The sequence below is a fragment of the Halomonas sp. GT genome (genome assembly GCF_002082565.1).
In the GTDB taxonomy this organism is placed as follows: Bacteria; Pseudomonadota; Gammaproteobacteria; order Pseudomonadales; family Halomonadaceae; genus Vreelandella.
Map to the genome: position 1 here is coordinate 3,300,270 of NZ_CP020562.1, position 19,334 is coordinate 3,319,603.

15 protein-coding genes and 2 tRNA genes are annotated in these 19,334 nt (G+C 52.2%); 3 read left to right on the top strand and 14 right to left on the bottom strand.

The features are described 5' to 3' along the window. Nucleotides 1–489 precede the first annotated feature (489 nt). The gene (locus B6A39_RS15000) at nucleotides 490–1,230 is read left to right on the top strand and encodes a response regulator transcription factor (RefSeq protein ID WP_083006964.1); all 741 of its coding nucleotides are present in this window, start codon (nucleotides 490–492) and stop codon (nucleotides 1,228–1,230) included. 113 nt (nucleotides 1,231–1,343) lie between these two features. On the opposite strand, the gene purC is transcribed toward B6A39_RS15000, so the two are convergent. From purC to dapA, 3 genes are all read right to left on the bottom strand, one after another. Further along, complete coding sequence (purC, locus tag B6A39_RS15005) at nucleotides 1,344–2,057, bottom strand: phosphoribosylaminoimidazolesuccinocarboxamide synthase (RefSeq protein WP_083006966.1); 714 nt, start codon at nucleotides 2,055–2,057, stop codon at nucleotides 1,344–1,346. Between the two features lie 30 nt (nucleotides 2,058–2,087). Next, a complete protein-coding gene (bamC, locus tag B6A39_RS15010; RefSeq protein ID WP_083006967.1) occupies nucleotides 2,088–3,068 on the bottom strand; it encodes an outer membrane protein assembly factor BamC in 981 nt (326 codons plus the stop codon). Between the two features lie 81 nt (nucleotides 3,069–3,149). Further along, the gene (gene dapA, locus B6A39_RS15015) at nucleotides 3,150–4,034 is read right to left on the bottom strand and encodes a 4-hydroxy-tetrahydrodipicolinate synthase (RefSeq protein WP_083006969.1); all 885 of its coding nucleotides are present in this window, start codon (nucleotides 4,032–4,034) and stop codon (nucleotides 3,150–3,152) included. Between the two features lie 383 nt (nucleotides 4,035–4,417). Between dapA and B6A39_RS15020 the strand changes: the two genes are divergently transcribed. Then, a complete protein-coding gene (locus tag B6A39_RS15020; RefSeq protein ID WP_083006971.1) occupies nucleotides 4,418–4,894 on the top strand; it encodes a peroxiredoxin in 477 nt (158 codons plus the stop codon). A gap of 87 nt (nucleotides 4,895–4,981) precedes the next feature. Here the strand turns inward: B6A39_RS15020 and B6A39_RS15025 are convergent, their stop codons facing one another. Both B6A39_RS15025 and B6A39_RS15030 read right to left on the bottom strand, forming a co-directional pair. Next, nucleotides 4,982–6,079 carry an AI-2E family transporter gene (locus tag B6A39_RS15025; protein ID WP_083006972.1) on the bottom strand — a complete coding sequence of 366 codons (1,098 nt, stop codon included), beginning with the start codon at nucleotides 6,077–6,079 and terminating at the stop codon, nucleotides 4,982–4,984. Beyond that, nucleotides 6,076–6,354, bottom strand: coding sequence for a sulfurtransferase TusA family protein (locus tag B6A39_RS15030; protein ID WP_083006974.1), 279 nt, complete (start codon nucleotides 6,352–6,354; stop codon nucleotides 6,076–6,078). The genes B6A39_RS15025 and B6A39_RS15030 overlap by 4 nt, the downstream gene beginning before the upstream one ends. Nucleotides 6,355–6,587: 233 nt before the next feature. On the opposite strand from B6A39_RS15030, the gene B6A39_RS15035 reads away from it, so the two are divergent. After that, the gene (locus B6A39_RS15035; protein WP_083006975.1) at nucleotides 6,588–8,048 is read left to right on the top strand and encodes a M48 family metalloprotease; all 1,461 of its coding nucleotides are present in this window, start codon (nucleotides 6,588–6,590) and stop codon (nucleotides 8,046–8,048) included. Between the two features lie 74 nt (nucleotides 8,049–8,122). Here the strand turns inward: B6A39_RS15035 and nadA are convergent, their stop codons facing one another. From nadA to purL, 9 genes are all read right to left on the bottom strand, one after another. Next, on the bottom strand, nucleotides 8,123–9,151 hold the full coding sequence (gene nadA, locus B6A39_RS15040) for a quinolinate synthase NadA (protein ID WP_083006977.1): 1,029 nt from the start codon (nucleotides 9,149–9,151) through the stop codon (nucleotides 8,123–8,125). A gap of 289 nt (nucleotides 9,152–9,440) precedes the next feature. Then, nucleotides 9,441–9,516: transfer RNA gene (locus tag B6A39_RS15045), tRNA-Lys, on the bottom strand. 51 nt (nucleotides 9,517–9,567) lie between these two features. Further along, a tRNA-Lys gene (locus tag B6A39_RS15050) sits at nucleotides 9,568–9,643 on the bottom strand. A 121-nt stretch (nucleotides 9,644–9,764) separates the two neighbouring features. After that, on the bottom strand, nucleotides 9,765–10,634 hold the full coding sequence (rluB, locus tag B6A39_RS15055) for a 23S rRNA pseudouridine(2605) synthase RluB (RefSeq protein WP_083006978.1): 870 nt from the start codon (nucleotides 10,632–10,634) through the stop codon (nucleotides 9,765–9,767). Continuing rightward, entirely contained in the window at nucleotides 10,621–11,421 is an 801-nt protein-coding gene (scpB, locus tag B6A39_RS15060) for an SMC-Scp complex subunit ScpB (protein ID WP_083006980.1), read from the bottom strand. The genes rluB and scpB overlap by 14 nt, the downstream gene beginning before the upstream one ends. Continuing rightward, nucleotides 11,418–12,377 (bottom strand): segregation and condensation protein A, encoded by a 960-nt coding sequence (locus B6A39_RS15065; RefSeq protein WP_083006982.1) that lies wholly within the window; start codon nucleotides 12,375–12,377, stop codon nucleotides 11,418–11,420. The genes scpB and B6A39_RS15065 overlap by 4 nt, the downstream gene beginning before the upstream one ends. Nucleotides 12,378–12,506: 129 nt before the next feature. Beyond that, a complete protein-coding gene (locus B6A39_RS15070; protein ID WP_083006984.1) occupies nucleotides 12,507–14,336 on the bottom strand; it encodes a DEAD/DEAH box helicase in 1,830 nt (609 codons plus the stop codon). Between the two features lies 1 nt (nucleotide 14,337). Beyond that, complete coding sequence (locus tag B6A39_RS15075) at nucleotides 14,338–15,129, bottom strand: crotonase/enoyl-CoA hydratase family protein (RefSeq protein WP_083006985.1); 792 nt, start codon at nucleotides 15,127–15,129, stop codon at nucleotides 14,338–14,340. Between the two features lie 226 nt (nucleotides 15,130–15,355). Then, a complete protein-coding gene (gene purL / locus B6A39_RS15080; protein WP_083006987.1) occupies nucleotides 15,356–19,312 on the bottom strand; it encodes a phosphoribosylformylglycinamidine synthase in 3,957 nt (1,318 codons plus the stop codon). Nucleotides 19,313–19,334 lie beyond the last annotated feature (22 nt).

A 19,334-nucleotide genomic window follows, 5' to 3' on the forward strand; every position in this document is an offset into this window, starting at 1 on the left:
ATCAACAAAAGCACCTACGCATCAACCGTCGATTTCAATTAGACGCTATCGATATGTAGGTTAAACTGAGAGTAAGCACTTACTAATTAAAATCCAAAAAATCGATTAAAACAAAAAAAATCAATCGTTAACTAAAATTATTTATTTACACCTTTGACACCAATTTACATTTCAGCCGACATGCGTATTCTGGGAAGTAGCTGACTTGCAACGTCGTTCGAACACGTTTGGGGTTGAACATGCTGTTTCGACAACATTGGTAGAGGAAAGATAAGGGACTACTAAACACGACTTGGCAGGTATGCTCAGTGCCTGCTGTTATCATCAGTCGTTAATAAAAGAGGGGCTTAACGAGCTTTTCTACTTGCAAAGCTCATAGTTCAGAGCAAGTATCTAATTATGGCACTTTGACGCTCTTTTTAGATCTAAGTAAAAAATGCAACCTATGCTGCTCACTTTCACTGACGAGACCTGACTTGGATACAGCCTATGCGCATTGCAGTAGTAGAAGATGAGAAGGTGGTATCGGAGCGCATCGAAAAAGCGCTTACAGATGGCTTTGCCGAGCGAGGCATAGAGGCAAACATCTTCTCTTTCGAGACCAGTAAGGCATTTATTCATACTGCCAGCCGCAATACATTCGATTTAGTCATACTTGATTGGCACTTGCCTGACGGCACCGGTATTGCGCTGCTTAACTGGATGAAAACCTACCTACAGATTATTCCTGCTGTGCTAATGGTGACTCTGCGGCAAGAAGAATCTGATATTATTCAAGCCTTAAACGCGGGGGCTGACGACTTCATCAGCAAGCCTTTTAGACCGCGCGAACTGGCAGCAAGAGCCTATGCATCAACTCGACGCCATTCGCTACGCACTCCAAGTGTTGCTCAGCAGCAAACATTGGAGTTTGGCCGCATTAAGCTTAATACCAATCGTGAAACAGCCTACGTGGACGGAGAAGAAGTATCGTTAACAAGGCAGGAGTTTCGCTTAGCCTTTCTTCTACTAAACCAGCTAGGCAGCCCGCTTTCACGCTCTTACCTATATGAGTATGTATGGGGTAAAAGTGATCCACCCGGCACACGTACACTAGACGTGCATATTCACCGAGTGCGCAAGAAACTTAGCCTTACGTCGGAGTTTGGTTGGAATCTTGTTTCGGTATATGGCTATGGCTACCGATTACAGGCGCTTGATGAGCTAACTGACGAATCTTCAGACGAATAAAACACGCTATCAGACTTTAATAGAAAAACCCGCTTCGGAAACAGTTATCCCAAGCGGGTTTTTACTATACGAGCGTATCAGCACAAACGTGCTATGACAGATATGCTATGGCATTAATCAATATGAATACCAATCCGTCGTGCTACTTCTTCATACGCTTCAATGACACCGCCTAACCCCTGGCGGAAGCGATCCTTATCAAGCTTTTCTCGGGTATTGGCATCCCATAAGCGACAGCCATCCGGAGAGAACTCATCGCCAAGGATTACATCGCCTTTAAAGACGCCAAACTCAAGCTTGTAATCGACTAGCAACATATCGCCTTCAGCAAAAAGCTGCTTAAGCACATGGTTCACTTTAAAAGTAAGTGACTTCATTTTTACCAGTTGCTCGGGGGTTGCCCAACCAAAGGTTTCTGCTAGCGACTCGTTAATCATTGGGTCTCCCTTCTCATCGTTCTTTAAGAACAATTCAAAGGTAGGCGGATTCAAACTGATGCCCTCTTCCACCCCCAGACGCTTAACTAGGCCTCCTGCTGCAATGTTGCGAACAACGCATTCAACTGGAATCATCTCCATCTTTTTTACTAAGCTTTCAGTGTCAGAAAGCTGCTTCTCAAAATGGGTAGGAATCCCCGCCTCTTCCAGGCGCTGCATAATGAAAGCATTGAAAATGTTGTTCACTTTGCCTTTACGGGCAAGTGACTCTTTCTTTTTACCATCAAAAGCACTGGTATCATCACGAAAGTGCAGTACCAACAAATCAGGGTCGTCGGTGGTATAAACTGATTTCGCTTTACCAGCGTAGAGTTCTTGGCGCTTTTCCATAGGGGCTCCGAAATATTTCAAAATTAAAAATTAACGTAGGTAGCCGGAGACACGCTCAAGCAGCTCGCGCTGATCATCAGCATTGAAACTACGCTCACTGGCATTAATCGCACGCAGAATGGTCTTGTCACCGTTAGGTTGAAGGGCAAGACGAATTTGCTGCGACATACGGCGTACATCGGGACTGAAAACAATTTGCAGAGGATTGCGGCCTCGCTCAGTCTCGGTCATATACTCAACCAAGAATTCATAGTTTTCAGCAGAAGTGGCTAATAGGTCACGCTGACCTTCGACACTAAAGTCGAGCTCAAGATAGTGATCCAGCTCCGCCCAAACTCGATCAATAGATTGAGGGATCACAACTTCCCACTCGTCGCCCTGCTGACGCATTTGAAGCGCCTGATCTTGTGCGAGTCGTTGAGCCGTCCAAGAAGATGCGCTAGCAGTGGCACTGCGTGCGCCTAGATACTGCTCTAGGGCATCAAGACACCCAGCCACGCTTTGCCCTGCTTGCTCACAGCGCACCTCACTACTGCCCGCCCTAAGCGCGCTTTGTAGTTTCAACGTGGCTTGAGAGGTCACTATGACACCTTGATTCGCATCGCTTTGCTGAATACCTAGCTGCCGACTATTCGCGAACGCTTCTAACTGAGGCCAAACGGCTCCCGTATCTGCCGCGATCACCAACCATGTTTGATTACCCACCTGACGGCGCTCTACGAATTCAGGTTCTAAACCGCTCCCAATCGTCAACGTCTGAGGGGGGGCAATTTCGGCCGCCTCATCAATACGGCTACCTTGCATCGCTACCTGGGGTACAGGCATGGCATCACGGTAACGCTGAGTATTGCGAGTTTCTGGAAGTAATAAAGGGGGCGCTGGAGCAGCTTCAGTGTAATCCAAATTGCGGTCGTGGTAGTAACCATCGCGCGCACATCCAGCAAGCGTGACAGCCGTTGCGAGAACCAGCGGTATCCATTTAAGCGCACGTTTTTCAAGCACAGAGCTCATCAAGCCACCTTAACAGTCAACAGATCGAGTACTCGACGCGTTAACAAACCACGCCGAGTAACAAAAGGGGATTACGTCGAATTACTCCTCTACGACGCCCGCCAGCTGCAGCGCTTCACTAACAGTGGCGTGGTACTTTTCCGACAGCCAAGTTAACGGCAGACGAATCCCTGCGTCCATATACCCCATGCGATGCAGTGCCCACTTAACCGGAATAGGGTTCGCTTCAATGCCCAAATTGGTATGTAACGGCATCAAACGCGTATTAATTTGGTGAGCCTTGTCCGAATCACCTGCCACGGCTGCAGCACAGAGTTCATGCATCGCTTTAGGCGCTACGTTCGCAGTAACAGAAATATCTCCGTGGCCACCCATCAACATAAAGTCGCAGGCAGTGGCATCGTCGCCGGAGTAGAGCATAAAATCACTGCCCTTCAAGCGAGTAATTAGATCCTCAGCGCGCTCAAGGTTCCCAGTAGCATCTTTCAAACCGATAATATTCTTTACCTCGGCTAAACGTACTACCGTTTCATTATATAGATCAGAACAAGTACGGCCGGGAACGTTATATAGAATTACCGGCAATTTGCTTCCTTCAGCCACCGCTTTGAAATGCTGATAGAGGCCTTCTTGAGTCGGCTTGTTGTAGTAAGGGCAAACCGATAGACAGTAATCTGCGCCGACTTCGCCAGCGTAGCGAGCTAATTCAACCGCCTCTGATGTAGCGTTCGCTCCCGTTCCAGCGATCACTGGAATGCGACCGTTCACTTCTTCTACCACGCTGCGGATCACATCAAAATGCTCAGCAAATGACATGGTAGTAGGTTCACCCGTGGTGCCCGCTGCGACAATGGCATCAGTGCCATTATCGAGGTGGAAGTTCACCAGGCGACGAAGCGCCTCCCAGTCGATGTCGCCATTGACCTTCATCGGCGTCGCCAGGGCGACAATGCTGCCTGTGATCATCCGTTTGTTCCTCACCTGCAAAATTAAAAATTAAGCTGCTGACGATGTTCATTGAAAATCGAGAAGCTTCGACCATAAGGGCTCTGTTTATAAGAGCCTGTTTATAAGAGCCTGCCCATACGAGCCTATCCACAAAAGCCCTGACGAGTAGAACGAGCACATCGGGGCGATTTAACCTACTGCCATTTTATGCTTTGGGCACTGTGCTGTCGTCCCAAGGCATGTTGCAGACAGCAAATGGTACTCAGGCGGCTCGAACCTGTACAGCGTAAAGCGCTGAGAGTTTTTTCGCCTACTCATTACTGGGCAACCATTCGCTTTGACATAATAGCGTTACTTGCGTGTAATCAACTAAGTAAACCACCTTATTAAAGGAGCTATTCATGTCCGTAAAACTCAACCAACCGGTACCTGACTTTTCCGCCCCAGCCACTAATGATACGACGGTGACGCTCTCTGAATTGCGTGGCAAGCAGGTGGTTATCTATTTTTATCCAAAGGCCAGCACCCCGGGATGTACTACCGAAGGCGGTGATTTTAGAGACCGAAAGCCACGATTCGATGCTGTCAACACGGTCATTATTGGCGTTTCTAGAGATGGCATCCGTGCTCAGGAGAATTTCAAAGCTAAGCAAGATTTTAATTTCGAGCTTATCTCCGATAAGGACGAAACCGTGTGCCAGATTTTTGACGTTATCAAACTTAAAAAAATGTACGGTAAAGAGCATCTTGGTATTGAGCGCAGTACCTTCTTAATCGACAGCGAAGGTAAACTTGTTCAAGAGTGGCGCGGCGTTAAAGTACCAGGGCATGCTGATGAAGTACTAACAGCAGCTGAAGCGCTTTATGCCAACGAATAAAGCCAAGAGCGCTGCATCCTTAGCGGGTGACTGATCCGCGGGCGCCTTTCCCGTTCGACCCTTGCGTACTACGGTAGATGGCGCCTGCTAATGTTCGACCAATGGAAGCTGCTTTTCTCCTTCTCTCTCAGCTATTCCTCTTGGCCAAGCATACACCAGTGCTTTTAGCAGGGTAGCCAGGGGGATCGCGAAGAAAACGCCCCAGAACCCCCATATACCGCCAAAAAACAGCACCGCGACAATAATGGAAACGGGGTGGATATTATTTGTTTCTGAAAACAAAACCGGTGCAAGCACATTCCCATCAAGCGCTTGAATAACGCCGTAAGCGACAAGCACATAAGCAAACTGCTCACTGATTCCAAAATGAAACCCTGCAACGGCTGCCACTGGTATGGTAACCACCGCTGCTCCAATATATGGCACCAGAACAGAAAACCCCACAAGCACAGCTAGCAAGGCGGTGTAAGGCAGACCAAAAAAAGCGAAGGTAAAAAAAGCCACCGTACCAACGATGATTATCTCTATCGATTTGCCACGTATGTAATTAGCAATCTGACGATCCATTTCATGCCAGATACGAGTTAGTAACGTGCGTTTTTGCGGTAACAACGACAGCGTAAAACCTACCAATGACTGGCGATCCTTCAGCATGAAGAACACCAGTATCGGTACTAATACTAAGTAAATAATCAACGACATAATATTGCCGAGCGATGCCAGTGAAAGTGTTAATGCACGCTGCCCCAACTGGCTTATTTCCCGGCTGGCAACGCCAATCCAACTTTGCATTTGATCAGGGGTTATTAAATTAGGATAGCGGGCCTGAAGTTCGTCTAACCACCCTTGACCGCTAGCAAACATGCGAGGTGATTCTTGAACAAGCCCAACAAGCTGATTCCAGATCAGTGGCATCAAAATAAAAGCCATTGTTAGCAACACACTAACAAACGCCACAAATACAACAATGACCGCTAGCAAATGAGGCACACCACGCCTGGTAAAAGCACTCACGACACCCTGCAGCAAAAATGCGATGACAAGCGCAGTGAAGAACGGTGCCAACATCCTGCCAAACCAAATAATGGCTGCAAAACCAGCGACCAATACCAAGAGAAGAATCAACGCTTCTTCGTCTGAAAAGTAGCGATCAATCCAACTTTTCAGAATAGTGCGCATGGTCATGAGTGAGACATCCCTGCTTTACGTATCCAAAAATAGTACACATCGCCATGCTGCTCGCGTGCTTCTAACACATGGTCACTAAGATCAGTGAAAGACGCCATATCACGCCACGAACCAGCATCGGTAGCCCTCACTTCAAGCAATTGACCTGGAGCCAGCCCTGCCAATGCTTGTTTAGCTTTTAATAATGGCAACGGGCAGTGCAACCCGGTAGCATCCAACACTGTATCGGGGTTAATGCTTTCGTTTGACCTAGGCTCTATGTATTCGGACATACCCTCTCCCTCAAAATACCTACTTGATCGAAATACCTACTTGATCGAAATACCTACTTGATCGAAGTACCTACTTGATCGAAATACCTACTTGAATACGGCATTGTTACATAAACTATTTATTTAAAATGGTCGTAGAGAATTTGATTTAACGGCACTTCCCTGCCTGAATCAATGTCACACCCCTGTTTGCTGTGCTTATTACTTGAAATCAGGAACATCATGAGGATGCCATGCCGCACCTTCGATTCGCACTTTCTCGCCGGGCCTACGCATTCGCGCTTATGCTGAGTATCGCCAGTGTTAGCTCGCCTAGCATTGGCTTCGACGATTATCAGCTCCCTAGCCTTGGCGGCGCATCAACCTCTGTTAGTAACGAGGAGTATCGCCTGGGTCGCGCTTGGCTTCGTCAATTCCGTGCCCAGGCACCACAGTGGCAAGACCCTATTGTAAATGACTACCTAAATAGCTTAGTTGCACGCCTTGCTCCCCATAGTCAGCTTGGCAGTCTTCGAACAACAACCGTGATGGTTGATAACGCCTCTCTCAATGCTTTTGCAGTTCCTGGGGGCGTCATTGGCATTAATTCAGGATTATTCGCCTTTGCTGAAGACGAGGGGGCCTTTGCATCGGTCATCGCCCATGAATTAGGCCACCTATCTCAACGGCACTACGCCAGGGGCAGTGCACGTGCAGAGCAAACACAGCTCCCTGCAATGGCCGCTATGCTGGCAGGCATGCTAATTGCCGCTAGCGGAGGCGGAGATGCGGGCATGGCCGCCGCTATGGGCTCCCAAGCGGCGCTAATTCAAGACCAATTGTCTTATTCACGACGCTTTGAACAAGAAGCCGACCGAGTTGGCCTACAGGCAATGGCGAGTGCAGGATACAACCCAGATGCTATGGTGCGCATGTTCGGTGCTATGCAGCGGATGGCACGACTCCAGGGCGGCACCCCCCCAGAGTTCTTACTCACCCACCCGGTGAGCGATAGCCGACTAAGTGATGCTCAAGCACGAGCGTCACAGCTAAGTATCGCCGACACTTATACCAGCAACACTTTATACGACATGATGCGCGCCCGCGCACTTTTAAGTATTTATCACAACACACCGCAACAAGCTGCTTCACGACTTGCTCAAGAGAACAGCGAAGAGCAAGCGCAACGGTATCTGTCAGCGCTAATTGCAGCTCGAAATGGCCAAACAGACAACGCGCTGCAAACTATCGATCAACTGGCCCGGGAGTTACCGGACTACGGTATGCTACCTGCTTCTGCCGCCACCGTTGCGCTAGAAGCACAACGCTATGAGGAGGCTATTACGCGTAGCCAGCGCCTTCTGCGCATCATGCCTAACTATTTACCTGCTCAATTGGTGTTAGCCGAAGCACAGCTCCAGCGCGATCCGCAAGCAGCTTATGAGCTATTACGTGATATTACTACTCAGCACCCTGAAATCCCTCAGGGATTCAATTTACTTGCCGAAGCGGCTGGTCGCAGTGGCTATAACGGCTGGGGGCACTTAGCGCGAGCAGAGCACTTACAGCTAACGGGCAGAATTGACCGCGGCATTCGTCAGTTGAGCATCGCCAAAGATGCCGCACAGCAAGAGAATGATCAACAGGCCCTGGCGCGTATTGAACAACGCAGGGAAGCGTTCATTGACTATCGCGAAGCACTAGAAAAGTTTTGACGTTTCAAAAAAACAGCCCGAACGCTTATCGCATTCGGGCTGTCGTTTTCTAACAGCTATGGCGAGTTTATACGCTAGGCATTAAAACTCAGCATCCGCTCTAGTGGTTTTAACGCTTGCAGTCGCAGTGTGTCATCAACAAAAATCTCACCACTACCGTCACGCAATGCACCAGCTAAGTTATCCAGAGCGTTCATCGCCATCCACGGGCAATGTGCACAGCTACGGCACGTCGCACCGTTACCTGCAGTGGGCGCCTCAAACAGTATCTTATCGGGTACCGCCTGTTGCATTTTAAAGAAAATGCCGCGATCAGTAGCAACGATTAGTTTGTCATTGGGCAAGATTTGGGCGGCTTTGATCAATTGCGAAGTGGAGCCTGCCACGTCAGCCAAAGCAACGACCGCATCCGGCGACTCGGGATGTACCAGCACCGCAGCTTCGGGATAAAGACGCTTAAGATCTTCAATCCCTTTTGCCTTAAACTCTTCGTGAACGATACAGGCACCGTCCCACATCAGCATATCTGCACCGGTTTTTTTCTGGATATAACCGCCTAAATGCTTATCTGGCGCCCACAGTATTTTTTCACCTTTGGCTTGAAGATGCTCAATAACGTCAACCGCAATCGAAGAAGTGACAACCCAGTCAGCCCGCGCTTTTACGGCAGCAGAGGTATTGGCGTATACCACAACGGTACGATCAGGATGCGCATCACAAAAAGCACTGAATTCGTCGGCAGGACAGCCAATATCCAGCGAACAGGTAGCGTCCAGAGTAGGCATTAAGACGCGTTTTTCCGGCGATAGAATTTTTGCCGTTTCTCCCATGAAGCGCACACCTGCAACCACCAGTGTTGTTGCATCGTGTCGCGCACCAAAGCGCGCCATTTCAAGGGAGTCAGCAACACAACCACCCGTCTCTTCGGCCAACTGTTGAATGGCATCATCTGTGTAGTAATGGGCGACGAGCACCGCATTATGCGCTTTCAGCAACTGTTTTATTTCAGCCACCCTCGCCTCATCTTCCGCAGGAATGCGGGTGGGGCAGTACGGGCTGGGTAGCGGAGCGTCAAGCTCAGCTTGAGTAGTCATAATAGTCATCGTGTCTACCACTGTGACGAACAGGGAATCCCCCTGTTAAACACCGGCCACGGCGTATGCACTCCGCAAACGCCGCACTCGATGCGACAAGCCTCTGCGTCTCTCGCGGTGACTCGTCGCTCTGCCCGCCATTAGCCCGGGCAGCGCTACCGTGACATCATTGGTAGCTATAACTAAGACTATTGTGGTGTTAAATCGTTGCCCGCTGCAAGCATAAAGTGTGCGGTAGAACGCTTTATCACCGAATAGCAAAACGCCCCTGGCAGCAAGCTACCAGGGGCGTTAAATTTGGTGGGTCGTGTAGGATTCGAACCTACGACCAATTGATTAAAAGTCAACTGCTCTACCAACTGAGCTAACGACCCAAATTTTGCTACGCACCTAGTTGACTACTTGGCGCTATAAATCAGTTCGATTGGTGGGTCGTGTAGGATTCGAACCTACGACCAATTGATTAAAAGTCAACTGCTCTACCAACTGAGCTAACGACCCCCTCGAACGGATGCATATAGTACGGATAGAGCTCGCCAATAGCAAGCCTTTTTTACCTTTCAACAATAGGCATCCGTCAAAATCACTCTTTTTAGCTACTTCCAACCATTCTTAATTATTCCTAGCCACGTTTAGGCTTACGCATGGCTTGAACCGGGCGGCGTTTATGTTTATCACGGCTCCAGCGATTTTTTTCGTCGGGTGTTAGTGCAGGTACCTTGCGAGTTTCCAAGTTTGCTAACGTAGCTAGGTCGTCGACCTCATCCTGGGAAAGCTCAACCCACTCACCTGCTTTGGCTCGCTTATCAAGGAAGATGTTGCCGTAACGAACCCGCTTCAAACGACTAACTGTTAGCCCCTGAGATTCCCACAAGCGGCGCACTTCGCGGTTACGGCCTTCTAAAATCACTACGTGAAACCACGTGTTAATGCCTTCGCCGCCAAACTCTTGTACGTCAGTAAAGCGCGCTGGGCCATCCTCCAGCATTACGCCGTCAACCATGGCGACAATATGCTCACGCTTGACCTCACCCATCACCCGAACCGCGTACTCACGCTCTACCTGGGTGGATGGGTGCATTAGCCGGTTTGCAAGCTCACCGTCAGTGGTGAATAGCAGCAAGCCGCTGGTGTTAATATCCAAACGACCAATGGCAATCCAGCGCTCGCCTTTCAGGCGCGGAAGACGTTCAAACACCGTGCGACGCCCTTCTGGGTCTTTGCGCGTGCACAACTCACCTTCCGGCTTGTTGTACATAATCACACGACGTGGCACTTCCTCTTCAGGCCGCAGCGACACAGGGCGGTCATCAAAACTTACTTTGTCGCGGGCTTCTACCCGGTCGCCTAATTTGGCTACTTGGCTATTAACCTTTACCCGGCCGTCGGAAATGGCTGTTTCCATTTCACGACGAGACCCCAGCCCTGCCCGGGCCAGTACTTTTTGCAGCTTTTCGCTGGTGGGGGGCGTGGTGTTATTACTCTGACTCATGGTCGTCTGACCTCACATCGTTAGTCTGCGTGCGCGCATCATCATCGTTACGCAGCGCACGTGCCGCTAGGCGTGCCTCTAAATCGGCAAAACTCAGCGGCTGGGTTAACGCCGTCTCGGCGTGTTTATCAGCTATCTCTGCTGCAGCAATCTCAGCTGAAGCTATCTCTTCACTCTGGGGTGGCGCATCCTGCACGGTTTCAAGCATTTCGTCCAGTGCTGGTTGCGCTTCATCTTGCTCAATAACCGTATCGCTATCATCGGTGTTAGCCAATGCATGCATCGGCGGTAATGCATCTAAGGTTTTCAAACCAAAATCATCTAAAAAGCTGCGGGTAGTGGCATAAACGGCTGGCCGCCCAGGCACATCTCGATGGCCTACCACACGAATCCACCCCCGCTCTACTAGCGTACGCATAATAGAACTGCTGACACTCACACCGCGCACGTCTTCAATATCGCCCCGCGTTACCGGCTGGCGATAGGCAATCAGCGCCAGCGTTTCCAGCAGTGCCCGAGAGTAACGCTGCGGCCGCTCGTCCCATAGGCGCGATACCCAATGAGAGAGACGAGGCCGAATACGCAGCTGAAATCCAGACGCCGTTTCCACGAGTTCCAGCGCCCCGTCTTCATGACGCAAAACAAGGCGAGACAACGTGTCGCGAAGTGCTTTTTTGGAGGGGCACTCACCCTCTAAAAACAGCGTTTCAAGCCGCTCTAAGGAAAGCGGCTCGCCAGCGGCAAGCAGCGCTGCTTCAATAATATCGTCTAACGTGGTGTCTCTCACGGCGACCCCTCGTCAGGTTCAAATACCGGCTCTTCAAACGCAGACTCTGAGGCGTCATCGTCTGAGTCAGCCTCTTCAAATGCGTTCTCTTCTCCATCCGTGAGGGCTGCACGTCGCGCACGCACATGAATGGGCGACAGTGGCGCATTCTGAACAATTTCGATCATAGCTTCTTTAGCTAACTCTAAAATGGCCATAAACGTCACTACTACTCCAGCGCGCCCTTCTTCCAGCGTAAACAACGCTTCAAACGGGGTATAGCGCTGGAGGTCTCCATCGTGGTGTAACTGCTCCATAATTTTCAGCATACGTTCGCGGGTAGAGAGAACCTCTCGGCTGATTTGGTGGGCCTGCGCCAGCTCAGCGCGTTTCAGAATATCCGACAGCGCTCCGAGAAGCTCGTCTAACCCTACATCAGGATGAATCACCCGCGCTTCTAACGGGGGCAGTCCCGCTTGCACACTAAACCAGTCACGTCCTACCCGAGGCAGCGTGTCCAACGTTTCGGCGGCTTCCTTTAAGCGCTCATACTCTTGCAGACGGCGAATCAGCTCAGCTCTAGGATCCTCTTCCTCTTCGCCTTCTGCTTTCGGTGGACGTGGCAGCAGTGTGCGAGATTTAATTTCCGCTAGCATGGCCGCCATTAATAAGTACTCTCCGGCCAGCTCAATCTCCATGGCTTTCATCAGTTCAACATACTCAATGTACTGATGAGTAATGGTCGCCACATTAATCGTTAAAATATCTAGGTTCTGACGGCGAATAAGATAAAGCAACAGGTCAAGAGGCCCCTCAAAGGCCTCTAGAAACACGCGCAGCGCCTCTGGAGGTATATAGAGATCCTCCGGCAACTGCATGATGGGCTCATCAAACAGACGCCCAAGCGCCTCCACTACCGGTTCAGCAGTTGGCTCTATAAGTTCGTGATCAACGGGTGCGGTTGGCGTCTCGCTCACGCGGGGCGTGTTCCTTTTTAGTTAAATATCCATGGCTAGTTAAATATCCATGGTTAGTTAAACGTCCATGGTTAGGTAAGTGTCCATGCTCGCCAGTGTAACAGCGTGTCGCCTATCGAGGCATTATCGCTAGCCTGCCTCAGCCGCCTTGCGATAACGCCCTTGGTAGTCAAACAGCTTATCGCGAAGCTTCCAGTGCCGTCCGACTTTACGACCTACAACAAAATCGGGATGACGTAGGCGGCGCTGCTCTTCGACCACCTCTGCCGGGGAAGCAGGCTGCCACTTAGCGCCTGGGGCACGCAGGTGATTGCGTAAAAAAACAGCATAAAATGCACGCCGCTGAGCAGGTGTTTCCAACGCAAACCACTCCGCCAAGCTCGCGCCATCTTCATCGTAATAGGTCACTTTTAGACGTGGCAGCCCCCGCCCGTTGGTCGTGGCCTCTAATTGCATACCGCTGACTCGCAGCACTTTGGCATCTTTTAATTTAAGCGCATCTTTGAGTTTATCGTCAGCATCTACCAGCAGTTGCTCGCAGCCGTGACAGCGGCGGGCGGCAATATCATTTTCAGCACCACATTGCTCGCAGACCTTAAAGCGAAAACGAAAATCACACTGCTTTTGATCGGTGCTCTGCCTGCCCTTGCCCGGCTTCACAGAAGGATTGGGATTATCTACCAGCCCCTGGCAACGACGGCCAAAATGCTCAATCACCAGCTCTCCATCTCGTTTACCCCAGAACAGATTGGCATGGCCACACGCCGGACACTCAACCTGGACCGGTTCGCTGTTGCTATCCGGTTTTGGCTCGCCGACTTCGGGCGCATAAAGGTCCCAGGGATTGCCGGCGAAATCCAGCACCAGGCAGTTGGTTTTACCCGGTGATAAACGCAGCCCTCGACCAACAATCTGCTGGTAAAGGCTCACCGATTCTGTGGGACGCAGAATAGCAATTAAATCAACATGAGGTGCATCAAACCCAGTCGTCAGCACGGCGACGTTGACCAGAAATTTAAGCTCACGCGCTTTGAACGCTTCAATAAGAGAAGTACGCTCCTGTGAGGCCGTCGCACCGGTAATCAGCGCCGCTTGGTTCCTAGGTAAGTAGCTAATAATTTCTTCAGCATGAGCGACCGTTGCGGCAAAAATCATTACCCCTTGCCGTTCTTCAGCGTACTCAACCACCTGCTGAATAATTCTTGGCGTAGCGCGGCTACCAGCAACGACACGATTGAGCTCTTCTTCACGAAATAGACCGCTAGATGCAGGGGCCAACGCGGAAAAGTCGTAGCCTACGATGGCCATATCCAGACGCTTAGGCTCCGCCAAAAAACCTTGTTTCACCATTAATCGTAGCGGCTGTTCAAAAACGCAATCGGCAAAGAAGCACGCTTCATCGCCGCGCACCATGCCATGGTGATGGCGGTGGTAGATAAACCCCTGCCCTAATCGAAACGGCGTAGCGGTTAAGCCGAGAATTTTAAGTTGCGGGTTTTGACGCTGAAGATGCTCAATCACTTGGCGATAGCTGGCATCTTTTTCCAGCGATACCCGGTGGCATTCATCAATCACCAATAACGTAAAACTAGCGTCACTGAAGCGCTCCAGATTACGCACCACTGATTGCACCGAGCCAAATACCACTTGTCGGCTGGCTTCTTTACGCTTGAGGCCCGCGCTAAAAATATCTGCCTCAAGCCCGTAGGCTTGGTACTTGGCATGATTTTGCTCGACCAGCTCACGCACGTGGGCCAGCACCAGCACACGGCCACGGGCTAGCCTGGCAAGCTCCGCAATCACTAGCGATTTACCGCTACCCGTGGGCAGTACCACCACCGCAGGCGCGCTGCTTGCACGGAAGTGGCCCACCACACGCTTTACCGCCTCCGTCTGGTAGGGGCGCAAACGAGGTGGTGTGCCAGAAACAGGCGCAGTGGAAGGGCTGAATCGTTGCATCTCAGTCGAAACTCGGGACGCGACGCTCCATTCGTGCGCTTACCACTTCTCGATGCTCGGCACCGGCTAAAAGCTGCTGCTGCAAAAGCGCTTCGAGCGCTAGTCGATCGCGAGGAGCCAAATCCGGACCACGAGCAAACAGTTCCCGAGCAGCAGCGACGGCTTGAGGTGAGCGTGCGGCAATGAGCGCTGCGGTTTCTCGGGCGACTTCCTGGGGCGTATCGCTCAGGCGGCTACCTAGGCCCAACTGATAAGCCTCTTCACCTGACACCTTGCGCCCGCTTATCGCCAGTTCTTGGAGCACATCCTGACGCAGCCCCGCTCCAGTCACGCTAATGGCCATATCGGGGATGATCCCCCAGTCGATCTCAAGCAGCGCCAGACGTGCGCGGGGGTGGAGAATGCGGATATCGGCGCCCAAGGCTATCTGCAAGCCGCCGCCGTAAACATGCCCGTGCAGAGCAGCCACCACGGGAACGCCCGCCTCGCGCCAACCTAAAGCCAAGCGCTGAACCGGGTTGATACCCGCTTCGTCGGGTGCCAGCAGAGTGGGCAATCGTTCCGCCTCGCTCATGATCGACGCCATATCGAGCCCCGCGCAAAAGCTGTCACCATCACCGGTTAAAACCACCGCCCGCAGCCCAGCAAGCTGGGGCAGATGCTGCTGAGCTGCCAGCAGGCCATCGATCATGGCCCAATCCAGGCCGTTATGATGTTCGGGTCGCGACAACATGACCTCAGCCACGTGATCGGTGAAGGACAGCGTTACACGTTCATTGAGGTTGTGATGCATTCGAGCTCCCAGAAAGTTCCTTTGGCTCGCCATCGATGGGCGATAGCTGAGCTTGTGAAGTAGTCCGCTTATGAAGTGATAAACGCGCTTGTGAACTGAGTGTGGCGCGAAGACGAAGCATTTTCAAACACACGTTTAATTCTATCGCAACCACCACCAAGATCACTTCTTCACCACAGGAAAAAAGCGGCCCGCAGGCCGCTTTTCTTTAGCATGGCAGGGCGTATCAGCCCAGCCATACACGGGCGTTACGGAATAAGCGCAGCCAAGCGCCATCCTCAGTCCATTCGGCCGGACGCCAGGAGTTGGTGACCGCGCGAGTCACCCGCTCTGGGTGAGGCATCATAATGGTTACACGGCCATCCGGTGTGGTGAGGCCGGTGATTCCTGACGGCGAGCCGTTAGGGTTAGCTGGGTAGCGGGTTGTTACTTGACCATAGTTGTCGATATAACGCAGCGCTATCTGGCTGCTGGACTGCATACTGCGCAGATGCGCGGTATCACGGAACTCAGCACGTCCTTCGCCGTGAGCCACAGCAATCGGCAACTTAGAACCTTCCATGCCCGCCAGCAGAATCGACGGGCTTTTCTCTACCCGCACCATCGCCACACGTGCTTCGAACTGCTCAGACTCGTTACGCTCAAACGCAGGCCAGCTTTCAGCCCCCGGAATCAGTGTCTTTAGCTGCGAGAGCATCTGACAACCATTGCACACGCCCAGCGAGAAGCTGTCATCACGGATGAAGAAGTTGGCAAACTGCTCACGGGCACGCTCATTGAATAGCACCGACTTCGCCCAACCGCCGCCAGCCCCCAGCACGTCGCCGTAAGAGAAACCACCGCAGGCGACTAGCCCTTTGAACTCATCAAGGGAAACACGCCCTTCCAGGATGTCACTCATGTGCACATCCACTGCGTCAAAGCCCGCTTTATGGAATGCCCAAGCCATCTCGACCTGACCATTAACACCTTGTTCGCGCAGCACGGCAACAGCAGGCTTGGCAGTGTTGATAAACGGCGCGCTGATATCATCGTTGATATCAAAGCTAGGCGCGGCGCTTAGGCCAGGATCACGAACATCCAGCAGGTTATCGAATTCGTTCTTAGCGCATTCGGGGTTATCACGCAGCGCCTGCATGCGGTAACTGGTTTCCGCCCAGGTGCGCTGAGTCAGCTGGCGTGTGGTTTCCAACAGCGGCTCTTCAAACAGCGTTACCCGCACCTGGTCGTCATAACGGGGACGCGCAATAACACCGCATGTTTCGATACCTGCAACAGCAAACTGAGTGAGCACCTCTTCAGTGTGTTCTCGGTTTACTTGAATCACTGCACCCAGTTCTTCTGAAAACAGTGCATTGAACGCTTCCACCGGCTCATCAATCAGCCAGTCCAGCTTGATCTCAAGGCCTGCATGGGCAGCAAACGCCATTTCCAACAATGTGACCAGCAGGCCGCCATCGCTGCGATCGTGATAGGCCAGCAGTTTGCCGTCACGGTTGAGCCCCTGAATAACCTCAAAAAACGCCTTCAAGTCTTCTGGGTCATCAACATCGGGACACTCGTTACCGACTTGACCATAGACTTGCGCCAGCGCAGAGCCACCTAGGCGGTTTTGGCCATTACCCAAGTCGATCAGAATCAGGTCAGACTCATCCTGCTCCAGATTGATTTGCGGTGTCAGCGTCGCCATTGCATCGGTCACCGGCGCAAACCCAGTCACCACCAGCGAAAGCGGCGATGTAATGCTCTTTTCGTCGGCACTGTTTTTGCCCGTACTGTTTTCGTCCGAACTGCCGCCTTCCTGCCAGGCGGTGCGCATGGACATGGAGTCCTTGCCGACCGGAATGGCAATGCCGAGTGCTGGGCACAGCTCCATGCCTACCGCATGCACGGCGTCATAAAGCGCTTGATTTTCACCAGGATGGTCAGCGGCGCTCATCCAGTTCGCTGAAAGCTTAATATCTGACAATTTGGCAATCGGCGCCGCGGCTAAGTTCGTAATCGCTTCGGCAACGGCCAGACGGGCGCTTGCAGCGGGGTTAATCAGCGCCACTGGCGGGCGCTCGCCCATTGCCATGGCTTCACCTGCGTGGGTGTCGAAGCTAGCGGTGGTCACGGCAACGTCGGCCACCGGCACTTGCCAAGGGCCAACCATTTGGTCACGAGCGACTTGACCAGTAATTGATCGGTCGCCAATGGTAATCAAAAAGCCCTTCGATGCCACAGTCGGCAGGCGCAACACTCGATCCATCGCTTCGCGCAGATCAAGGTTGTCGAGCATGACGCCAGAAAGCTCTAGAGTTTGACGCTCAAACGAACGCGTCATCTTCGGCGGTTTGCCAAATAACACGCTCATCGGAAGATCGACCGGCTTGGTATCAAAATGGCCGTCACGAACTTCCAGGTGGTGATGCTCCATGGCCTCGCCTACCACCGCATAGGGGCAGCGCTCGCGCTTACACAATGCATCAAAGGTAGCCAGATCGTCAGGAGCAACAGCCAGCACATAACGCTCTTGGGCTTCGTTACACCAAATTTCCAGCGGGCTCATTCCCGGCTCGGCGTTAGGCACCGCACGTAAGTCAAACAGACCACCGCGATTACCGTCTTTAACTAGCTCCGGCAGGGCGTTAGAAAGTCCGCCTGCACCTACATCGTGAATAAAGCGAATCGGGTTTTTATCGCCCAACGCCCAACAGCGGTCGATGACCTCCTGAGCGCGACGTTCAATTTCCGGGTTTTCCCGCTGCACTGAGGCAAAATCCAAGTCCGCGCTAGACTCGCCTGACGCCATGCTAGACGCTGCACCACCGCCCAGGCCAATCAACATGGCCGGGCCGCCCATCACGATGAGCTTGCCACCAACGGGAATCTCACCTTTTTGCACATGGTGGGCACGAATGTTGCCATAACCACCGGCAAGCATAATCGGCTTGTGGAAGCCGCGACGCTCGATACCATCGTCGCTCAACGTATCCTGCTCATAGGTACGGAAGTAGCCCGTCAGATTAGGACGGCCAAATTCATTATTAAACGCCGCACCACCGATGGGGCCGTCCAGCATAATTTGCAGCGCCGACTGCATACGCTCGGGTTTGCCGTAGTCAAAGGCTTCCCAAGGTTGCACGAACTCTGGAATGCGCAAATTGGAAACAGTAAAGCCTGACAGACCCGCTTTCGGCTTACCGCCGATACCGGTCGCCCCCTCATCACGTATTTCACCGCCAGAACCCGTCGCCGCGCCTGGGAATGGTGCAATCGCTGTAGGGTGGTTGTGGGTTTCCACCTTCATCAGAATGTGAATGGGCTCTTGGTGTGCGTCGTAGCTAGCCCGCTCTCCCTCAGCGCCAGTCAGCGGCGTGGGGAAGAAGCGCCCCCCCTGGCTACCTTTAATGACCGCAGCGTTGTCGCTATAGGCCGACAGCACGTTATCCGGCGAGGTCGCAAAGGTATTCTTAACCATCTTGAACAACGAGTGACTCTGGGCTTCGCCATCAATAACCCAGTCCGCGTTGAAGATTTTGTGGCGGCAGTGCTCCGAGTTCGCCTGGGCAAACATCATCAGCTCAACATCACTAGGATTGCGGCCAAGCTCAATAAACGCTGCCACCAGATAGTCGATTTCATCGTCGGCAAGCGCCAGCCCTAACTCTCGGTTGGCTGTCGCCAACGCTTCGCGGCCGCCCTCCAAGATATCGACACTGCCCAGTGGTGCAGGGGTGTGATGAGCAAACAGCTTAACCGCGTCAGCAACGTCAGCCAGCACGTTTTCGGTCATGCGGTCGTGAAGCAGTGCTCCGATCGCGTCCAGGTTCTCAGCGCTGGGTGTGCCGCTCAACGCCACCCGATAATCAACACCGCGTTCGATGCGATCAATCTGGTGCAGCCCACAGTTATGAGCAATATCAGTTGCTTTAGAAGACCATGGCGACTGGGTGCCTAAACGTGGCACAACCAGGAAGCGCTGGGCGTTTTCAGAAGTGTCTTGGCTCGCGTGGCTGCCATAATCAAGCAGCTTGGCCAAACGCTCCTGAGCAGCAGCATCCAGTGTCTCGCGGTGGTCTATGAAGTGGATGTAATGGGCGGACAGCGCCTCCACCTCAGGAACACGTTCACGCAACACCGTTAACAGCCGTTCATGGCGGAAGGCAGAAAGGGCGGGTGCGCCTCGCAGTTCGAGCATATCTGGGAGCCTCTAAAGCAGG

What these genes read in the sequence shown, in the direction of transcription:
- bamC (WP_083006967.1), bottom strand. Translation starts at nt 3,068, where the DNA reads ATGAGCTCTGTGCTTGAAAAACGTGCGCTTAAATGGATACCGCTGGTT.
- B6A39_RS15030 (WP_083006974.1), bottom strand. Translation starts at nt 6,354, where the DNA reads ATGTCCGAATACATAGAGCCTAGGTCAAACGAAAGCATTAACCCCGAT.
- B6A39_RS15035 (WP_083006975.1), top strand. Translation starts at nt 6,588, where the DNA reads ATGCCGCACCTTCGATTCGCACTTTCTCGCCGGGCCTACGCATTCGCG.
- B6A39_RS15000 (WP_083006964.1), top strand. Translation starts at nt 490, where the DNA reads ATGCGCATTGCAGTAGTAGAAGATGAGAAGGTGGTATCGGAGCGCATC.
- nadA (WP_083006977.1), bottom strand. Translation starts at nt 9,151, where the DNA reads ATGACTATTATGACTACTCAAGCTGAGCTTGACGCTCCGCTACCCAGC.
- B6A39_RS15025 (WP_083006972.1), bottom strand. Translation starts at nt 6,079, where the DNA reads ATGACCATGCGCACTATTCTGAAAAGTTGGATTGATCGCTACTTTTCA.
- dapA (WP_083006969.1), bottom strand. Translation starts at nt 4,034, where the DNA reads ATGATCACAGGCAGCATTGTCGCCCTGGCGACGCCGATGAAGGTCAAT.
- B6A39_RS15075 (WP_083006985.1), bottom strand. Translation starts at nt 15,129, where the DNA reads ATGCATCACAACCTCAATGAACGTGTAACGCTGTCCTTCACCGATCAC.
- purC (WP_083006966.1), bottom strand. Translation starts at nt 2,057, where the DNA reads ATGGAAAAGCGCCAAGAACTCTACGCTGGTAAAGCGAAATCAGTTTAT.
- rluB (WP_083006978.1), bottom strand. Translation starts at nt 10,634, where the DNA reads ATGAGTCAGAGTAATAACACCACGCCCCCCACCAGCGAAAAGCTGCAA.
- B6A39_RS15020 (WP_083006971.1), top strand. Translation starts at nt 4,418, where the DNA reads ATGTCCGTAAAACTCAACCAACCGGTACCTGACTTTTCCGCCCCAGCC.
- B6A39_RS15070 (WP_083006984.1), bottom strand. Translation starts at nt 14,336, where the DNA reads ATGCAACGATTCAGCCCTTCCACTGCGCCTGTTTCTGGCACACCACCT.
- purL (WP_083006987.1), bottom strand. Translation starts at nt 19,312, where the DNA reads ATGCTCGAACTGCGAGGCGCACCCGCCCTTTCTGCCTTCCGCCATGAA.